Raw genomic sequence first — 17,492 nt, forward strand, 5'->3', positions numbered from 1 at the left:
TATTTTGCAAGGGATGATAAACTATATTTACTTATTAAAAGTAAGTTTGAGAGGGGTTTTTAAAATGAAGTATGTATTCAAACAAGGGACAGGGCAATTGTTTCTTTTACTTCACGGTACCGGAGGAGATGAACAATCACTTATTGAAATTGCGGAATATCTTGATCCGTCCAGCACGATTCTTTCTTTTAGAGGAAGAGTGATGGAAGAGGGCATGAATCGTTTTTTTAAAAGAAATGGTTTGAATCAGTTTGATATTGAAAGTCTGGAAGAGGAAACGGATCATCTGTTAGAAGAAATCACCAAAGTCAGTAAAGAAAAAGGAATCAAGGTTTCTGATTGGACCATATTGGGCTATTCAAATGGAGCGAATATTGCCGGTCATCTTTTACTTGAACGAAAGTCCGAGTTGAAAAAAGCTGTATTGCTGCATCCTATGTCACTTGGTGTGGATACGGGAGATACTGATTTGAGTGAAAAAAAGGTACTTATGACCTTTGGAGAAAGTGATCCAATTGTTTCGATAGATGCTTTTCAACAGCTTACATCTCAGATGAAAAGACGAGCAGTTGAAGTCACCGTTATTGAAACGATGGCTGGGCATCAAGTGACGATGGAAGAAATCGATCAAGTGAAGCAGTGGTTGAACTCTTACCAGTGAGCGAATTATTTGATACAACTTTTTAAGGGTGCTATGCTAATAGTGTATTCAAAATCATTTAGGAGGGTGTTAAATATGACAGATTTAAACGGACGTGTAAATGATGCGAAAGATAAAGTGCAAGGTGAAACAAAAGAAGCAGTCGGAAAAGTAACGGATGACAAAGGAAAAGAAGCTGAAGGTAAACTTCAATCTGGCTTTGCTGATGCAAAAACAAAAGCAAGAGATGCTGGAGAAGATATTAAAGATGGCGCTGAAAAATTTGGCGATAAAATCAAAGAAGGCTTTGACGACCTGAAAGAAAAATTCCATAAGCATGACGAAAAATAAGTGAATACAGACTAAGGCAGATTGCGGATTTCGAATCCGCGGTCTGTTTTTTTTAGTAAGATAGAAAGTATCTATCAAAAAGGTCCTGCCGGTAAATCTGTGGCAGGACCTTTCTTTCATTGGTTTTTCAGTAATTCTTTCAAAACTGGCATACCGTGTACTTCATATTTTTGCTTAAATGCATCTATTTCTTCCGGGCTGAATTTTTCCGGATCGAGAACTAGCTCTTCAACAGGAAGTGGACGGGCGTTTCTAATTTTTACATCAATGACTACTGGTCGCTTACTGTTTTTAGCGGCTTCAAAGGCTGGTGCTAGCTGTTCATAGTTTGTGATTGTGAAACCATCTGCACCAAGTGCTTCACCAGCTTTGCCATAATCGGCCCCCTCAAGAAAGACACCGAATTTCTTTTGCTCCGTATCTTCTTGCTCCGCTTCAATAAACCCAAATGAGTCGTTCGAAAAGACGACATTGATGATTGGCAGCTGATATTTTACTTGAGTAATGATATCTTGCATGACCATGGCGAATGCTCCATCACCGCTTAACGTAAATACTTGGCGTTCGGGGAAACTAAGCTTTGCAGCAATACCACCGGGAATACCATTTCCCATTGTTGCAAACCAACCGGAGGTAGTGAATCGTTGTTTGCCATTCATATCAAGAAGGCGAATCGCATGAATCGTTGTATTGCCGACATCTGTAACAAAAACAGCATTTTCTTCTGCGATTCGACGTATTTCTTTGAATACAGGCTCAGGTCTAAGGGGTGCATCGCTAGCATTATCAAAGCTTCGCAGCCAGTTTATCCAGTTCTTTTTGTTCTCCTGGTTTGCCTTTAACCATGTATCCTCTGGTCGTTGTGTTCCTTGCTCGACCATCATTTTCAATGCTGTTTTTGCGTCACCTAAAATAGAGACATCTGTTTTGTGTCTGCGTCCAAATTTTGCTGCATCAATATCGACTTGGATAAAGACCGCTTCAGGATTGAAGAAGGCTGCGGCAAATGGAAAATCACTGCCGACGAACACAATGAGGTCTGCTTCGGCCAAGGCTTCATTTGCCGGCTTGGTTGCAACTCTTGCAGCGAAGCCTAAGAAATTTTCGTAGGAATCAGGGACGATTCCTTTTGCTAGAACTGCAGCAGCGACAGGCATTGAGAAATATTCAGAAAAACGTTTAATTTCTGCCCAACCGCCACGGGTACCTTGTCCAATATAAAGAATGGGCTGTTTTGCTTGTTCAATGAGTACAGTTGCTTTTTGGATATCTTTGCTGTCAGGCATCGTCAAGCCTATTTTGTGATTGATTGCTGTTGATAGATAAGTATCCGGTATCTCAATAAAGCCAAAATCAACAGGAATTGTAACAACTGCAACACCGTTATACTTATATGCCGCTTTTATCGCTTCGTCAATTACATGCGGCAAACTTTCAGGTGTCATCACAGTTCGATTATACACACTGACATCTGCAAACATCGGATTTTCATTCAGTTCTTGGAAGGAGTTATAGTTCATTGAAGAAGAGGCTACTTGTCCGAGCAATGCCAAAACAGGGACATGGTCCATTTGGGCGTCATAAAGTCCATTGATCAAATGAGTGGCACCAGGTCCGGCTGACCCGAAAACAGCCCCGATTTTACCAGTTAATTTAGCATCAGCCGCAGCTGCCAGAGCACCAACCTCTTCATGTCTGACTTGAATGTAATTGATTCTGTCTTTTTCTTTATAAAGAGCATCCATGGTTGAATTGAATGATCCTCCGGGAATGCCATAAATATGATCGATTCCCCAACTCTCCAAGACTTTTACCATGGCAGTACCCGCATTGATTGTGTCTACCATCATTCATCACTCCATTTCAAAATTTGTCTTCCTATTAAGTATACGCTCGAAAAGGAAACGAACCAAACAAAGGGCTTTACTAAGACAATTTAAGCGAATATGTTCTTTTATTTTTATCCTTTTTTTATTGGATATACTTAATAAGTAAAAATAGAATGTTAAACGTTTTGTTTTTAGGTCTGCCTAAAAAATAAATAAGTTGGACTGTATAAAACGAGTGTGATAAAATAAAGTCACTAAGAAAAGTTGGTTAGGAGGGAAGATATGATCGATTGGCTAATAGCATTGGACCCATGGCAACAGGCATTGGTTGGTACTGGGTTTACTTACTTCATGACTGCTTTAGGTGCAGGATTGGTGTTTTTCTTTAAAGATATCAAAAAGGATGTATTGAACTTGATGCTGGGCTTTGCCTCTGGTGTGATGATTGCTGCGAGTTTTTGGTCGTTACTTGCACCAGCTATCGAACGTGCAGAAGAGAATGGGAATATTGCTTGGCTCGTAGTTAGTATTGGGTTTGGGTTAGGTGGCCTCTTTTTATATATCGCGGATAAAACATTGCCTCATATGCACTTTGGTCCAAATCACGAACAAGAAGGGTTGCCCTCTCACTTAAAGAGGACAATTTTACTGGTGTTTTCAATTACACTCCACAATATTCCAGAGGGGTTGGCCGTAGGGGTCGCTTTTGGGGCGGCAGCTTCTGCAGATGATCCAAGAGCAGCTGTCTTGGCGGCTATCTCCGTCGCTTTGGGGATTGGGATTCAGAATTTTCCAGAGGGGGCGGCAGTGTCGATTCCATTGCGCCAAGAGGGATTAAGCCGCTGGAAGTCATTTGTTTATGGGCAAGCATCGGGTATTGTTGAACCAATTGCCGGAATCATTGGGGCAATCCTTGTAACTAAAATGTCCTTGCTTCTTCCATACGCATTGGCGTTTGCCGCAGGAGCAATGATTTATGTCGTTGTTGAGGAATTGATACCCGAAGCGCAACAAACACTGACAAGCAAACGGCATTTCGCGGTTTTCGGAGTCATGCTTGGCTTTATCATTATGATGATCCTTGATGTTGCATTAGGCTAGGACCTGTACGGAACGAGCGTGAGTATTCAGTAAATAAGACAAGAAATAGAACGGATTGACAAGGTTGTGACAGAAGTGGTCAGCTTCAAGCAATAAGGCTAAAAAGCTACTTCTGGAACACTGTTTATTCGGTTTTAAAGGGCTGAGGCATACTAATGTCACAGCCCATTTTTGAATTAAACGACCAGATAGATGGTTCTATTGAAAATCATTTCAAAATGTTGTCTCAATAAAGCGAAATGAAAGTACCAAACGTTAGTCGCGTTAGGAACTAACTCAATTATTACTTGTACTTGATGTGGATTGTTTTGCTGCATTTATTTTTTCAAAATCACAAGACAGCTATGTAGTAATTATCCATCCTGTGGTAAAATGGAAAAAGCAACTTTCTTCAAGAAGACGAGAGGGGATTTACTAAGTATGGAAAAATCATATGTTGTTGCAGTGGTAGGTGCAACAGGGGCAGTTGGAACAAAAATGATCGAGATGTTGGAGCAGACAAAATTGCCGATCAAGCAAATCAAACTTCTGGCTTCAAAACGTTCTGCGGGTAAAGAACTGAAATTTAAAGATCAGACACTGGTTGTGGAAGAATTAGTTCCAGCGTCTTTTGAAAATGTCGATATTGCGTTATTCAGTGCCGGCGGAGGTATCTCTAAAGTATTTGCTCCGGAAGCAGTGAAGCGGGGAGCAGTAGTAATCGACAATACCAGTCATTTTCGGATGGCGGCGGATGTTCCTTTGGTGGTTCCAGAGGTTAATAGAGAAGCTTTGAAGAAGCATCAAGGGATTATTGCGAACCCTAATTGCTCGACTATCCAAATGATGGTGGCACTTGAACCAATCAGACAGGCGGTTGGCTTAGATCGAATCATTGTTTCTACTTATCAGGCTGTCAGTGGAGCAGGCATCAGCGCTGTGGAAGAGCTGAAGAAGCAGGCTGTAGATTATATCAATGGGACACCGGCGGATGGGCTGACTGCGGAAATCATGCCATGTGGAGGAGATAAGAAGCATTATCCAATTGCATTCAATGCTCTTCCTCAAATCGATGTGTTCTCTGATGACGATTATACCTATGAGGAATGGAAGATGGTCAACGAGACCAAGAAAATCATGGAGGACGACACATTAAAGGTCAGTGCGACCTGTGTTCGAATCCCAGTTTTATCCGGACATTCCGAATCAGTCTATATAGAGGTAGAAAATGAGACTTCTGTTACAGCAATCCGGGAAGTGCTGTCAGCAGCACCAGGTGTTGTTTTACAGGATGATCCAAGTCAACAGCTCTATCCTCAGGCATTGACCAGTGTGGATAAGAAAGACACATTTGTTGGTAGAATTCGTAAAGATTTGGATGAGGATAAAGGGTTTCATTTATGGATCGTCTCTGACAATCTACTAAAGGGTGCTGCATGGAACTCTGTTCAAATTGCAGAGACTCTTCACGAAATGGATTTGGTTCGAGTTTAAAAAGTATGGAGGGGTAAGAGTATGGAATTGACAAATGCTTCAATCATTACTGCAATGGTCACGCCATTTACTGAAACGGGAGACATTGATTTTGCGAAGCTTCCGGAGCTAGTAGAGTTTCTACTGGACTCACATACAGACGGCTTGATTCTTGCTGGGACTACGGGAGAGTCTCCAACACTGACACATGATGAGGAAATCGATTTATTTAACGAAGTAATTCGTTTAGTAGCTGGTCGTGTACCGATTATTTGTGGTGTTGGAACTAATGATACAAGGGATTCAGTCGAGTTTGTAAAAGAAATCGCTCAAATAAAAGGGATCGATGCTGGATTGGCTGTTGTTCCTTATTATAATAAACCCAATCAAGAGGGACTTTATCACCACTTTAAGGCAATTGCTGAGGCAAGTGAGCTGCCGATTATTTTGTACAATGTTCCTGGCAGAACAGTTGCAAGCCTTGATGTAGAGACAACACTTAGGTTGGCGGAGTTAGAGAACGTTATTGCGGTGAAGGAATGTTCCGGTCTGGATGCTTTAACGGAGCTGATCGAAAAAGCACCGAAAGATTTTCTGGTATATACGGGAGAAGATTCACTTGCATTTGCAACGAAAGCTTTAGGAGGGCAGGGTGTGATCTCTGTCTCCAGTCATATTTTTGGTAATGAGATGTTTGACATGTTTCAAGCGTTGGATCAGGGTGAGCTGAAGCAGGCTGCGGCGATCCAGCGGAAGCTGTTGCCTAAAATGAATGCTTTATTCTCTGTTCCTTCTCCTGCACCTGTAAAAATGGCGCTGGATCACTTAGGTGTTTCTGTTGGAGATTTACGTTTACCTCTTGTATCATGTACTTCTGAAGAGAAAGAAAAAATATTGCAAATACTTGATATAGAATCAAGCAGAAAGTAGAGAGGTGAAAAGAGTGAGTACAATAAGAATCATTCCACTTGGCGGTGTACGCGAAAATGGAAAAAATATGTATATCGCTGAAGTAGGAGATGAAATTTTTGTGCTGGATTGCGGATTGAAATATCCGGAAAATGAACTGTTAGGAATCGATGTTGTGATTCCGGATTTTACGTATCTGGAGGAAAATATCGATCGGATAGCCGGAGTTTTTCTAACTCATGGACATGCGGATGCCATCGGGGCGTTACCATATCTGCTATCTAAAGTTCAGGTGCCAGTATTCGGTACAGAATTAACTGTGGAACTTGCAAAACTTAGTGTAAGCGACCATCCATCATCTAAAAAATTCAAGGATTTCCATGTTGTTGATGCACATACTGAGATCGATTTCGGTAATGCAACTGTTAGCTTCTTTAAAACAACACATACAATCCCAGATTCAATTGGAATCAGTATCAAGACAGGTGAAGGAAATATCGTTTACACAGGAGATTTCAAGTTTGACCAAAGTGCTGCACCAATGTATCAAACTGATTTTGGCCGTTTGGCAGAAATTGGTAGTGAAGGCGTATTGGCGTTATTGAGTGATTCGTCGAATGCTGAAAATCCTGTACCAGTAGCCTCTGAACTGCAAATTGCAGATGAGGTATATGATACCATCCAATACTGGGAAGGTCGGATTATCGTGGCTTCGGTAGCCAGTAATCTGAAAAGAGTTCAGCAAGTGCTGAACGCAGCTCATAAGTCAGGTCGTAAAGTTGTTTTGACAGGTCTCGACTTGGAGAAAATCATTCGAACAGCTATGCGTTTGGATAAATTAGAGTTGCCAAGTGAAGAGTTGATTGTCACTGCGAAAGATATGAAGAAGTACCCAGATGAAGAGCTGTTGATTTTAGAAACAGGGCGTATGGGTGAGCCGATCAAATCGCTGCAAAAAATGGCAAACAAGACACATCGTTTAGTGAGTATCAAAGAAGGCGATTTAGTCTATATTACAACTACACCGACTACAGCGATGGAAACTGTTGTTGCTAAGACAGAAGATATCGTGTACCGTGCCGGTGGGACAGTGAAACAAATCTCTGATAATCTACGTGTTTCCGGTCACGGAAATCCGGCAGATCTTCAATTGATGCTGAATTTAATGAAGCCAAAATTCTTTATTCCTGTCCAAGGAGAGTACCGCCAATTGGCGGCACATGCGGATTTAGCCCATGAGCTGGGCATTCCTTACAAAAATATCTTTATTACGGGTCGAGGCGACATTTTAGAGTATAAAAAGAAAAAAATGTCTGCATCCGGCACAACAACTGCGGATAACATCATGATCGATGGATTGGGTGTTGGTGATATTGGAAACATCGTTCTTAGAGATCGTCGAATCTTATCAGAGGATGGAATCTTTGTTGCAGTAATCACAATTAATCGTCGTGAGAAGAAAATCGTTTCTCCGGCTAAAATTACCTCCAGAGGCTTTGTTTATGTGAAAACAAGCAAAGATTTGATGCAGGAAAGCAGTAATATTGTGACAGAGATTGTTGAAAAACATCTTGAGAATAAGGACTTTGAATGGAGTAAATTGAAGCAGGATATTCGGGAGCAACTGAGCCGATATCTCTTTGAGCAGACAAAACGTCGTCCGGTGATATTACCTGTAATCATGGAAGCATCACAACGCAAAAAAGCAAAATAAATAAGTATAGAACCTGAAAAACAGAGTCCTTCTCAGCTAGAGGGGGACTCTGTTTTTGCACTATGCATGGGAAAGTACAACGTCAAATTCTTTCAACTTTGTTCATTCTTCGATACAATGAAAGAGAAAAGAGAGTCTCAATGAATGGAGGAGTGGATATGGATAAAAAAGAAACGAAATGGATTTCATTCCTTGGTGGTCGGAATTTATTATTTACTTTGGTTGCACTGTTATTATTGGGTGGCGTGGTGTTTGTTTTTCATCTAGTTGGGTTTATTTTTGAACCGCTTCAAATCATTTTCAAAACAGTGATCGGTCCAGTAATTTTAGCACTTATTTTGTATTATCTACTTAATCCTTTAATCAATTGGCTGGAAAGAAGAGGGATAAAGCGGGTTATTAGCGTGTCACTTGTATTTGTTTTAATCATAGGATTGATTGCTTTAGGTGTGGTCTTGATTATTCCTATTTTGCAAAATCAAATCAACAGTCTGGTAAAAGACTTCCCGTCATACATCAGCGATGTTTCCCGTAGTATTAGCGATTTTTTCAGGGATACGCCGTTTGAACAATCCTTGCGTGATAGCTTGGCAAGTGTTCAAAAATGGTTTGATAACTTATCCAATAGCTTAGACGAGTATTTCACTAAAGCTGTAGCAGGTGCTTCAACTGTCTTTTCAACAATTACCGGGTTTGCGCTTATTATGGTAACAGCACCAATTATTACCTTCTTTTTGCTGAAGGATGATCAGAAGTTCTTTTCAGCGATCTTGGCTATTATTCCACCAAGATTCCGCGCAGATGCAAAAGAAATTGGTGCTACAATGAATAGTCAGGTTGGGGCCTATCTTAAAGGGCAAATTTTGGTATCCATCGCTGTCGGAGTCCTGACATTTATCGGATTTTTGATTATCGGTATGCCGTATTCCGGCACCCTTTCTATTATTGTTGGAATCACTGCTGTCGTGCCCTATATTGGGCCGTTCGTGGCTTTTGTTCCAGCGGCAATAGTTGCATTTATGGTTTCCTTTCCTATGCTGGTGCAGATGTGTATCGTCTGGGTCATCGTTCAGATGTTGAATGGTCATTTGATTGAACCGCAGGTGATGGGGAAACATTTAGTAGTTCATCCATTGACTATTGTCATTGTATTACTGGTTATGGGAGATTTACTGGGAATGTTTGGTTTGATATTCGGTATACCGATTTATGCCATCATTAAGGTGCTTGTGACCTATGCGTTCCGTAAGTTCAAAACAAGATATAATCGTTACTATGGGGACTCAGGTAAATATGAGGAAACAGAATTTTCGAAAGGAGAATATTTGGATGATTAAAATAAAAAGGCTGAGCACTCTTATCAATAAGAATGCTCAGTCTTTTTTTCGCAAGATTTTACAAAATATTTTCTAGTTCAAGAAGGTAGGATTTTATCGAAAGACCTTCTTCGGTGGTTTTCCCCATATAACCAGTCAGCTTGCCGTTTTTTCCGATGACACGATGGCAAGGAATGATGATCGGCAGTGGATTGTTTCGGTTGGCTTGCCCAATTGCACGCACCGCTTTTTCAGAGTTCACAGCTATCGCAATGTCTAGGTATGAGCGAGTTTCTCCATAAGGAATATCCGCTAAAGCATCCCATACCTTGCGTTGAAAAATAGTTCCTTTTTCAAAGGATAAAGGAGTCGTGAATTCTTTGAGGGTGCCGGAGAAATAAAAAGCTAATTCTTGAGCCGCTTGCTCCGTCCACTGGTTCGTCTGATGGTTTTCTATTGGGAAAAAAGATACCTGTGTCAGACCTTGTTCATTGGCATCCAACCAGACGGAGCCGATAGGTGTAGCGATTTCCATAATTGATCCTCCAAAAAAATAACTTTTTTCTATTATACCGTAAAATAAAGCGTAATATATTATGAATGGTCAAGAAATAGATTTATTTAAGAAGTTAGAAACATTTAGAGCACGGTGTTAAGCCTCTGCTAGTAGCTGCATCTAAGGTGTCTTCCGTGTATGTCCCATTTCCACATTTTCTGTTATGGTATTTTGATCCTGTAGGTGTAACCAATACCATCTGTGTTACGTCGTTTTGCGCTTGCTGAGCCGCTTGTTCTGCTTCCGCAGCGGCAGCTGCCTGCTGAGCTGCTTGCTCTTCACGCGCATGAATGGCTGTATCGACCGCAGAAACTCGAGTGGATAAGCCTTGGTTTCCTTCTGGAATAGCTGCAATAGCAGTTGAAGCAGCAACAACATTCTCACGGGTTTGGTTTGCTTCAGCTTGAGCAACAACTGCTTCAGCTTCTTTTGTCAGGCGTTCGATTTCAGCTTGTTTTTGCTCTGCTTCTTGGGCGATTCGAAGTTCTTCTGCTTTTTTATCTGCTTCTGCTTTCTTTGCTGCGATGAAGGCAGTAGAGGGTTTGGCAGTTATTTGTTTAGTAATTTTTTGTCCATCTCGCTCAGCGATGACTTCAATCGTTTTTTCAGTATCGGTTGTGAGAGCATAGTTCAGTTCAAAATTTCCATCGGAATCTGCTTCAACACCTTTGTCAGAGGATTCAGATGCCAGGTAGACGGTTGTATGAGGCTCTGTCGTTCCTTTAATGGTTATTGTCCCAGCACCATCTGTTTCAACAGTTTCTGATAAGCCTAAGGTGATTTCTTCCTGTTTAGAAGATTCTTGGACTTCTTTCTTTGTCGTTTGTGTGGTTCGTTGTTTACTCTCTGAAGCGGTCTCTTTTTCAGGTGTAGTAGAAGGCATCAGATAACCACCAATGGCAAACGCTGCAACAGATACCCCAAGAACTATTGCGGAAGTTTTCGCTTTATCAGGTTGTCTTTGTCCTCGATAATAGAAAAATTTTCGAAGCGAGATAACCCCACCTATTAGTCCTATTAGCGTCAATGCTACCCAAGGAGCTGTAAACAGCATAACCAATAATATAATTCCCCCGACAATTGCTGCGATCTTTTTCATTTTGATCCCCATTTCTGTAGTATTTTGTGTGTAAGATAGTTGCAGATGAAATAGAAAGTATAAGAAATATCCCTATACTTTTTCTTTTTAATTTCTAACAATATATCCTCTATTTAGTATAGCATTTATATAGAAAAAATACTTTTTATTTCCTGTTTTTCAACAAACAGCTGCTTGTTTTTTTATTAAACACTGGTTCAGTGCAAAGAAGCTGACGAAAAAAGAACGATAGAAAAGACGAATCAATTTAAACTATGGTACTATAATTGGAGAACGAAACGATGGAGGAGGTAGCATATGGAAGAGATCATTCTGCTACATACCAATGACTTACACTCTCATTTTGAAAATTGGCCGAAAATCAGACGGTTTCTTATAGAGAAGCAAAAAGTGCAAACGTTTGATAAAAGCACATTTACCGTTGATTTGGGAGATTTCGTTGATCGTTGGCATCCTTTGACGGAAGCGACAGATGGTGTGGCAAATGTTGAATTGATGAATACGGTCCATTATGATGCGGCGACAATTGGCAACAATGAAGGCGTTGGGAATTCCAAACCTCAACTGAATGCCCTTTATGAAAAAGCAAATTTCGATATTCTTTTAGGAAATTTATACGATCCAGCTACAGGCGAAAGACCGACATGGGCTAAAACGCATAAGATTTTGGAGACACCAAACCATACAAAAATCGGGTTGATCGCATTAACGGCACCTTTTCCACTGACCTATGCGCCTAATGGCTGGGATATTCGCACAGTCGATGAGGCGTTACCCGCCTTGATTCAAGAGATTCGACCAATTTGCGATATTCTTGTACTGATGAGCCATCTGGGGATCGATCAGGATATGAAAATTGCGACGAATTATCCCGAAGTTGATGTGCTCTTAGGGGCACATACCCATCATCTATTCCGATATGGAGAGAAAATCAATAGAACGCAGTTATCCGCTGCTGGTAAGTTTGGTCAGTATGTTGGGCAGGTACGGATTTTTCTGGAAAATGGAAAAATTATCGATACGTCAGCAGAGGCATTACCCACTGACGAGCTACTTGAGCTTCCTCAGGATGTTGCAGAAATTGAAGGGTACTTAGAACAAGGGCATGCTCTTTTGAAAAAGAAAAAAATTGCAAACCTACCTTATGAACTTTCTGCAGAGCTGGATGACTCTCATCCGTTGATTTTTGAAGCACTTAAGGCAGTGAAAAAGCGCGGAGACACAGAAGCTGCAGTTCTGAATACGGGGTTATTTCTTGGCAATCTTCCTAAAGGTAGCGTGACGGAGGATGATCTTCATCGGGTGTTGCCTCATCCAATGCATTTGATACGGGTAACACTTTCTGGTAGCGATATGATTCGTTTTGTTAGAGAGATGGAGAAAAATCGCCATTTTCTTAGAAAGTTTTCAATCGTCGGTATGGGCTTTCGTGGCAAAATATTTGGCGATCTTGTTTATGAGGGGATTTCTTATGATAAAAAGACGAAAACGGTCTATTGGAACAAGCAACCACTCGAAGCTAATCAACAGTATACGATTACGACAGTAGATCATTTTCTATTTATTCCTTTCTTTCCAACACTGGAAATAGCTGGTGAGGTTGAATTTCTCTTTCCGGAGTTCATTCGAAATGTTTTAGGAGACTATCTCAGACGCTACTATTCAATCAATAAAAAACAAGGTATAATGGACGACAGGTGGTGAAATCATGACAGAAAAGACTGAAGAAAAAAATGAGTTAACAGCTGAATTGACAGCTGTTATTGAAGAAATAAATGAAGAACCTGTAAAAACCAAGCAAAAAGGTGAGCTTGTTTCGATCGTAGATGAGCATCAAATCATGATAGGTGACCGTCAATATGTATTGGTGAAAAACCATCGTGAAGCATTTGATCTTGAAAAAATTGGTGAACGGTTTAGTGATATTTTATCTAGATATGATTATATTGTTGGCGATTGGGGCTATGACCAACTACGGTTGAAGGGTTTCTTCGATGTTGAAAACAGAAAAGCTTCTCCTGATCAGCGGATTGACACGCTAGAGGACTACTTATACGAGTTTTGTAATTTTGGTTGTGCCTATTTCGTTATCAAACGTGTGGGTGGTAAGCGTGAAAAACAAAATCCACGCAGAAAAAGGAACAAGCGCAGCAATAATCGCAATCAAGCACATATCGAGGAGAAGAAAGCTCCGGTAAAAGCTCAGAGCAATACAAAAAAAAGCAAACCAGTGATCCGCAATAGAAAGGACAATGCTGAAACTAGCAAAACCCCGGTTGCGAAGAGTGAGAAAAAAGAAAATACGAATCGGTCGTTTACGATTCGTCAACGTGAGGAGCAATAAGTGTAATGACATATAAGGGCTACTTAATTGATTTAGATGGAACGATTTATCTCGGCAAAGAAATTATTCCTGCTGGAAAAAGATTTGTGGAGCGACTCCAACAGAGTGAGCAGCCTTTTCTTTTCGTTACAAACAATACGACAAAAACTCCGGAGGCTGTTGCACAACGGCTGGCAATGGAATTCGATATTCATGTACCTGCTGCTGCTATTTATACAGCAAGTCTGGCAACAATCGATTACATGAAAGAAGAGAATAAAGGAAATAAGGTTTATGTGATCGGCGAATCCGGACTGGTTGATTTGATTTTAGCTGCCGGGTTTGTTTGGGATGAAGAGACACCGGATTATGTTGTTGTCGGATTGGACACGGCAATTACTTATGAAAAGTTTGTTAAAGCGACTCTTGCTATTAGGAAAGGGGCAACCTTCATTGGTACGAATCCAGATAAGAACATTCCTACTGAACGTGGTCTACTTCCAGGAGCAGGATCAATGATTGCACTTGTTGAAACCGCTGTTCAACAAGCACCTGTGATGATTGGTAAGCCAAATGCCGTCATTATGAATGAAGCAGTGAAGGCTCTTGGCATGACGAAGGAGGACGTGCTTATGGTTGGTGATAACTATGAAACGGACATTCAAGCCGGAATTAAAAATGGTATTGATACATTGTTAGTGCTGTCAGGCTTTACTCAAAAAGAAGAGGTACCAAATTTGCCTACTGCAGCGACCTACACTGTTGATTCTTTGGATGAGTGGAACATCTGATATGGGAAAACGTAAGGGATTAATTTTAGAATATGCAGGATTTCTTTGTCTTTTTTTAACAATCGTGTCGCTATGTATTACAGTTACAATTAATTTTCGCCCATTATATATTTTTGATATTGATTATTTGGAAATTCTTGATTATACGACAATTGGAAAAAAAGAGCTGATTGCTAATTTCGATCAGTTGATGCAGTATCTCAATAATCCATTTGTCACAACTTTGAAGCTCTCTGATTTTCCAGTATCAGAAAGTGGGGCACTTCATTTCTACGAAGTAAAGCGGTTGTTTCTGCTAAATTATGCAGTGTTGCTAGTGACCATTATTCCTTCTGGCTTCTTCTTGCGCTATCTGAAGAAAAATGGGTGGTTGTGGCGATTGATGAATCCATTTAGAATTGGAATGCTTCTGCCGTTAATTTTATTGTTCTTGATGTTTATTGGATTCGATCAATTTTTTGTACAATTCCACAGTATCTTTTTTAACAATGATGCATGGTTATTTAATCCAGCGACAGATCCAATCATTAACGTTTTACCGGAAACCTTTTTCATGCACTGCTTTTTGTTGTTCTTTATTTTGTTGGAAGGACTTCTTTTTTCGGGCTATTGGGTTGGAAGGAATGCGTTGAAGAAAAGTAAATAAGAAGAGAAAAAACTTTGTTGTACGCTTAAAAGACAAACTGGTTAATTGTCTTAATAGAGGCGAGCACAAAGTTTTTTTGTGCTTTTTCAGACTTGTGATAAGAGATTCCTGATGGAACAGCCACTTTAAGACTGGGGTAGGCAGGAGAAATCATTTAAAAAGTAGTTGTTTGCAAGCTAAGATTCACAGCTGAAATGATTCTGTTAGTGATTGGAAGATTAAGAAATAATAAAATATTATCTGGTTTTCGAAACTAGATTGAATGATTCTTATAAATATGTTACTATTTTATAAGAAAAAGGTGGTGTGTTTTGTTGAATGATATGAGAACTTCATTGAAATCATGGGGAGAAGAGTTAAAGGATGTTCATTTGCCAAGATGGCATGAGCTTCCGGATATTGATTTATATATGGATCAAGTAATCACTTTAGTTGAAAAGTATTTGTCTCCATTGATTACAACAGAAAAGCATACATTACTGACTTCATCTATGGTAAATAACTATGTGAAGCAAGGGTTGATTCCTGCGCCTAAAAAGAAGAGATACAACCAAAAGCATTTGGCTTTTCTAATAGCGATCACTTTACTAAAGCAGGTTTTGACGATTCCGGAAATCAAGCAGGGAATCCTATTCCAAGGAGCCGTTGTCGGAATTCGCGAGGCCTATGATCTGTTTGTCAGTGAACAGGAAAAAGCATTGAAAGTAGTTGTCTGTCAGGCACTAGAAGAAGAGCCCATCGGGACATTTTCTGAGCCGATCCCTACAGAGTTGCTTGCCGCAAAAGCAGCAACCCTATCATTTGCGACAAAGATGCTTAGTGAGAAGGTTATTGAGCTGGAACAACTATATTTGAAGAAAATGGAGAGATAATCATGAATAAAGAAAAAATTGCTCTACTTGTCGATTCTGGTACAGATGTCCCACAGGAGCTAGTTGAAAAATACAATATATATGTTATTCCACTACAAATCATCTACAAAGATCGTGTATATACGGATAAAGTAGATATTACACCTGAGGAAGTGTACCGTCGCTTACCACAGGAGATACCAAGTACTTCTTTGCCTGATGGCGCAACAATAACTAAGATTTTTGAAAAAATCAAAGAAGATGGCTATGAAAAGCTTCTTGCAGTGACGATTTCCAGTGGATTAAGCGGGACACATAATATCGTTCGCTTGATTGCCGAAGATTTTCCTGCATTGGAGTCTTTTGTCCTTGATACGAAAAACATAGGAATCGCTGCCGGGTTACAAGTGATCGAAGCGGCGAAAATGATTGAGAATGGCGATTCATGGGAAGACATCAAAGTAAAAACAGAAGAAAATGTCAAACGTTCCAAGATTTATTTCAATGTAGCAACATTGGAATATTTGCAAAAAGGCGGTCGAATTGGTTTGGTTGCTTCTATTTTGGGTAATGCTCTAAAGTTGAATCCAATTATTTCGTGTAATGAACAGGGGGTCTACTATACTGTTTCTAAAGCGCGTGGAAGAAAGAAAAGTCTTGAAAAGACATTTGAATTAATTAAAGAGTTTGTCGGAAACCATAAAAAGATATCTTTGGCTGTTGCGCATGGTGAAGCGGAGGAAGATGCGAAAACATTCTACCAAAAATTAAAAGAACATTTCCCGCAAGCAGAGGAAATTTACTTCGGCAATATTAGTCCGGCCTTAGTCGTCCATACAGGTCCTGGTCTTCTTGGAATAGGCATTCAGATACTGGAAGATTAGACAGAAAACTCGACATGAGCTAAATAATTGAACCAGTACAGGATTGTGCTAGAATGAAGCAAGATGATAAGTGAAAATCATCTTGCTTTTTTATATGAAAATTTCATGAAAAAAGTATTTTAAAAAAACATGCGTTATGTTAAACTCATTAAGATGAAAGGGGAGAAAAATTTTGAAAAAAGCAATAGCAGAACTTATTGGTACATTTATTTTGGTATTTTTCGGAACAGCAACAGCAGTACTTGGAAACGGGATGGATGGGATCGGTACAACAGGTATCGCATTAGCATTCGGGTTGACGATCGTAGCTGCTGCCTATAGTATCGGGACAGTTTCAGGTGCACATCTGAATCCAGCTGTTTCTTTGGGGATGTGGGTCAACAAGCGCATCACAACACAAGAATTTATCTTTTATATTGTTGGTCAGGTTATTGGTGCAATAATTGCAACATTCACTTTATTGACGATTCTGAATGCGAGCGGCAGTGATACTGCGAACCTTGGACAAAATGGCTTTGGCGATCTAACGACTGTAGGTGCATTAGCTGTGGAAGTTATTCTGACGTTCATTTTTGTTTTAGTCATCATGACTGTGACAAGCGCTAAAAAAGGCAATGCCAAGCTTGCAGGTATCGTTATTGGGTTGACTTTGACGATGGTTCACTTGGTGGGTATTCCATTGACAGGTACTTCTGTTAACCCGGCAAGAAGCTTGGGTCCTGCAATCTTCGCAGGTGGAGATGCATTATCTCAGCTGTGGGTATTCATCGTTGCACCACTAATTGGTGGACTGTTGGCAGCACTTGTTGCTAAATACGTTTTAGACACAGAAGAAGTATAAGAAATAAAGGACTGGACATACAAATATGTCTCAGTTCTTTTTTTTGTTCGCCGAAACACTTAGATCGATCTAAGGAAATGGGCTAAATTGTCTGGATGTTTCTTTGTGGAGGCACATTCAGCCTTTCTGGTTGTTTTTTTCATCGAAATAGGAATAGAATAGGAAGAGAACAAGTTGATTGATTGGTTA

General features: G+C 40.2%; 17 protein-coding genes. 14 read left to right on the plus strand and 3 right to left on the minus strand.

Translation table 11 applies throughout. The features are described from left to right. Nucleotides 1-64 precede the first annotated feature (64 nt). Both A5888_RS00250 and A5888_RS00255 read left to right on the plus strand, forming a co-directional pair. On the plus strand, nt 65-661 hold the full coding sequence (locus A5888_RS00250) for an alpha/beta hydrolase (protein WP_086347292.1): 597 nt from the start codon (nt 65-67) through the stop codon (nt 659-661). A gap of 75 nt (nt 662-736) precedes the next feature. Continuing rightward, on the plus strand, nt 737-991 hold the full coding sequence (locus A5888_RS00255; protein WP_086347293.1) for a CsbD family protein: 255 nt from the start codon (nt 737-739) through the stop codon (nt 989-991). A gap of 116 nt (nt 992-1,107) precedes the next feature. Here A5888_RS00255 and spxB read toward each other — a convergent pair whose 3' ends face one another. Next, nucleotides 1,108-2,838, minus strand: a complete 1,731-nt coding sequence (gene spxB, locus A5888_RS00260; RefSeq protein WP_086347294.1) for a pyruvate oxidase — start codon at nt 2,836-2,838, stop codon at nt 1,108-1,110. A 264-nt stretch (nt 2,839-3,102) separates the two neighbouring features. Here spxB and A5888_RS00265 point away from each other — a divergent pair, with 264 nt between their 5' ends. From A5888_RS00265 to A5888_RS00285, 5 genes are all read left to right on the plus strand, one after another. Further along, entirely contained in the window at nt 3,103-3,921 is an 819-nt protein-coding gene (locus A5888_RS00265) for a ZIP family metal transporter (protein ID WP_086347295.1), read from the plus strand. Between the two features lie 420 nt (nt 3,922-4,341). Continuing rightward, nucleotides 4,342-5,394 (plus strand): aspartate-semialdehyde dehydrogenase, encoded by a 1,053-nt coding sequence (locus A5888_RS00270; RefSeq protein ID WP_086347296.1) that lies wholly within the window; start codon nt 4,342-4,344, stop codon nt 5,392-5,394. Nucleotides 5,395-5,415: 21 nt separating this feature from the next. Beyond that, nucleotides 5,416-6,303 carry a 4-hydroxy-tetrahydrodipicolinate synthase gene (dapA, locus tag A5888_RS00275; protein WP_086347297.1) on the plus strand — a complete coding sequence of 296 codons (888 nt, stop codon included), beginning with the start codon at nt 5,416-5,418 and terminating at the stop codon, nt 6,301-6,303. A 13-nt stretch (nt 6,304-6,316) separates the two neighbouring features. After that, nucleotides 6,317-7,996 carry a ribonuclease J gene (locus tag A5888_RS00280; RefSeq protein ID WP_086347298.1) on the plus strand — a complete coding sequence of 560 codons (1,680 nt, stop codon included), beginning with the start codon at nt 6,317-6,319 and terminating at the stop codon, nt 7,994-7,996. A 158-nt stretch (nt 7,997-8,154) separates the two neighbouring features. Then, nucleotides 8,155-9,333 (plus strand): AI-2E family transporter, encoded by a 1,179-nt coding sequence (locus A5888_RS00285; protein WP_086348307.1) that lies wholly within the window; start codon nt 8,155-8,157, stop codon nt 9,331-9,333. 58 nt (nt 9,334-9,391) lie between these two features. Here A5888_RS00285 and A5888_RS00290 read toward each other — a convergent pair whose 3' ends face one another. Next, the gene (locus A5888_RS00290; protein WP_086347299.1) at nt 9,392-9,847 is read right to left on the minus strand and encodes a methylated-DNA--[protein]-cysteine S-methyltransferase; all 456 of its coding nucleotides are present in this window, start codon (nt 9,845-9,847) and stop codon (nt 9,392-9,394) included. A gap of 94 nt (nt 9,848-9,941) precedes the next feature. Then, nucleotides 9,942-10,967, minus strand: coding sequence for a DUF308 domain-containing protein (locus A5888_RS00295; protein ID WP_249274386.1), 1,026 nt, complete (start codon nt 10,965-10,967; stop codon nt 9,942-9,944). A gap of 297 nt (nt 10,968-11,264) precedes the next feature. Between A5888_RS00295 and A5888_RS00300 the strand changes: the two genes are divergently transcribed. From A5888_RS00300 to A5888_RS00330, 7 genes are all read left to right on the plus strand, one after another. Beyond that, the gene (locus A5888_RS00300) at nt 11,265-12,671 is read left to right on the plus strand and encodes a bifunctional metallophosphatase/5'-nucleotidase (protein ID WP_086347300.1); all 1,407 of its coding nucleotides are present in this window, start codon (nt 11,265-11,267) and stop codon (nt 12,669-12,671) included. A gap of 4 nt (nt 12,672-12,675) precedes the next feature. Beyond that, nucleotides 12,676-13,311: a YutD family protein gene (locus A5888_RS00305; protein WP_086347301.1), complete on the plus strand. Its 636-nt coding sequence runs from the start codon at nt 12,676-12,678 to the stop codon at nt 13,309-13,311. 5 nt (nt 13,312-13,316) lie between these two features. Then, nucleotides 13,317-14,081, plus strand: coding sequence for a TIGR01457 family HAD-type hydrolase (locus tag A5888_RS00310; protein WP_086347302.1), 765 nt, complete (start codon nt 13,317-13,319; stop codon nt 14,079-14,081). Nucleotide 14,082: 1 nt separating this feature from the next. Further along, a complete protein-coding gene (locus A5888_RS00315; protein ID WP_283160553.1) occupies nt 14,083-14,727 on the plus strand; it encodes a TIGR01906 family membrane protein in 645 nt (214 codons plus the stop codon). A gap of 323 nt (nt 14,728-15,050) precedes the next feature. Beyond that, nucleotides 15,051-15,599: a DUF1836 domain-containing protein gene (locus A5888_RS00320; RefSeq protein WP_422389740.1), complete on the plus strand. Its 549-nt coding sequence runs from the start codon at nt 15,051-15,053 to the stop codon at nt 15,597-15,599. A 2-nt stretch (nt 15,600-15,601) separates the two neighbouring features. Continuing rightward, nucleotides 15,602-16,462, plus strand: a complete 861-nt coding sequence (locus A5888_RS00325) for a DegV family protein (RefSeq protein WP_086347303.1) — start codon at nt 15,602-15,604, stop codon at nt 16,460-16,462. A gap of 172 nt (nt 16,463-16,634) precedes the next feature. Next, complete coding sequence (locus tag A5888_RS00330; protein ID WP_086347304.1) at nt 16,635-17,303, plus strand: MIP/aquaporin family protein; 669 nt, start codon at nt 16,635-16,637, stop codon at nt 17,301-17,303. The last annotated feature ends 189 nt before the right edge of the window (nt 17,304-17,492 follow it).

Source organism: Enterococcus sp. 9E7_DIV0242 (genome assembly GCF_002140975.2).
GTDB lineage: Bacteria > Bacillota > Bacilli > Lactobacillales > Enterococcaceae > Enterococcus_L > Enterococcus_L clewellii.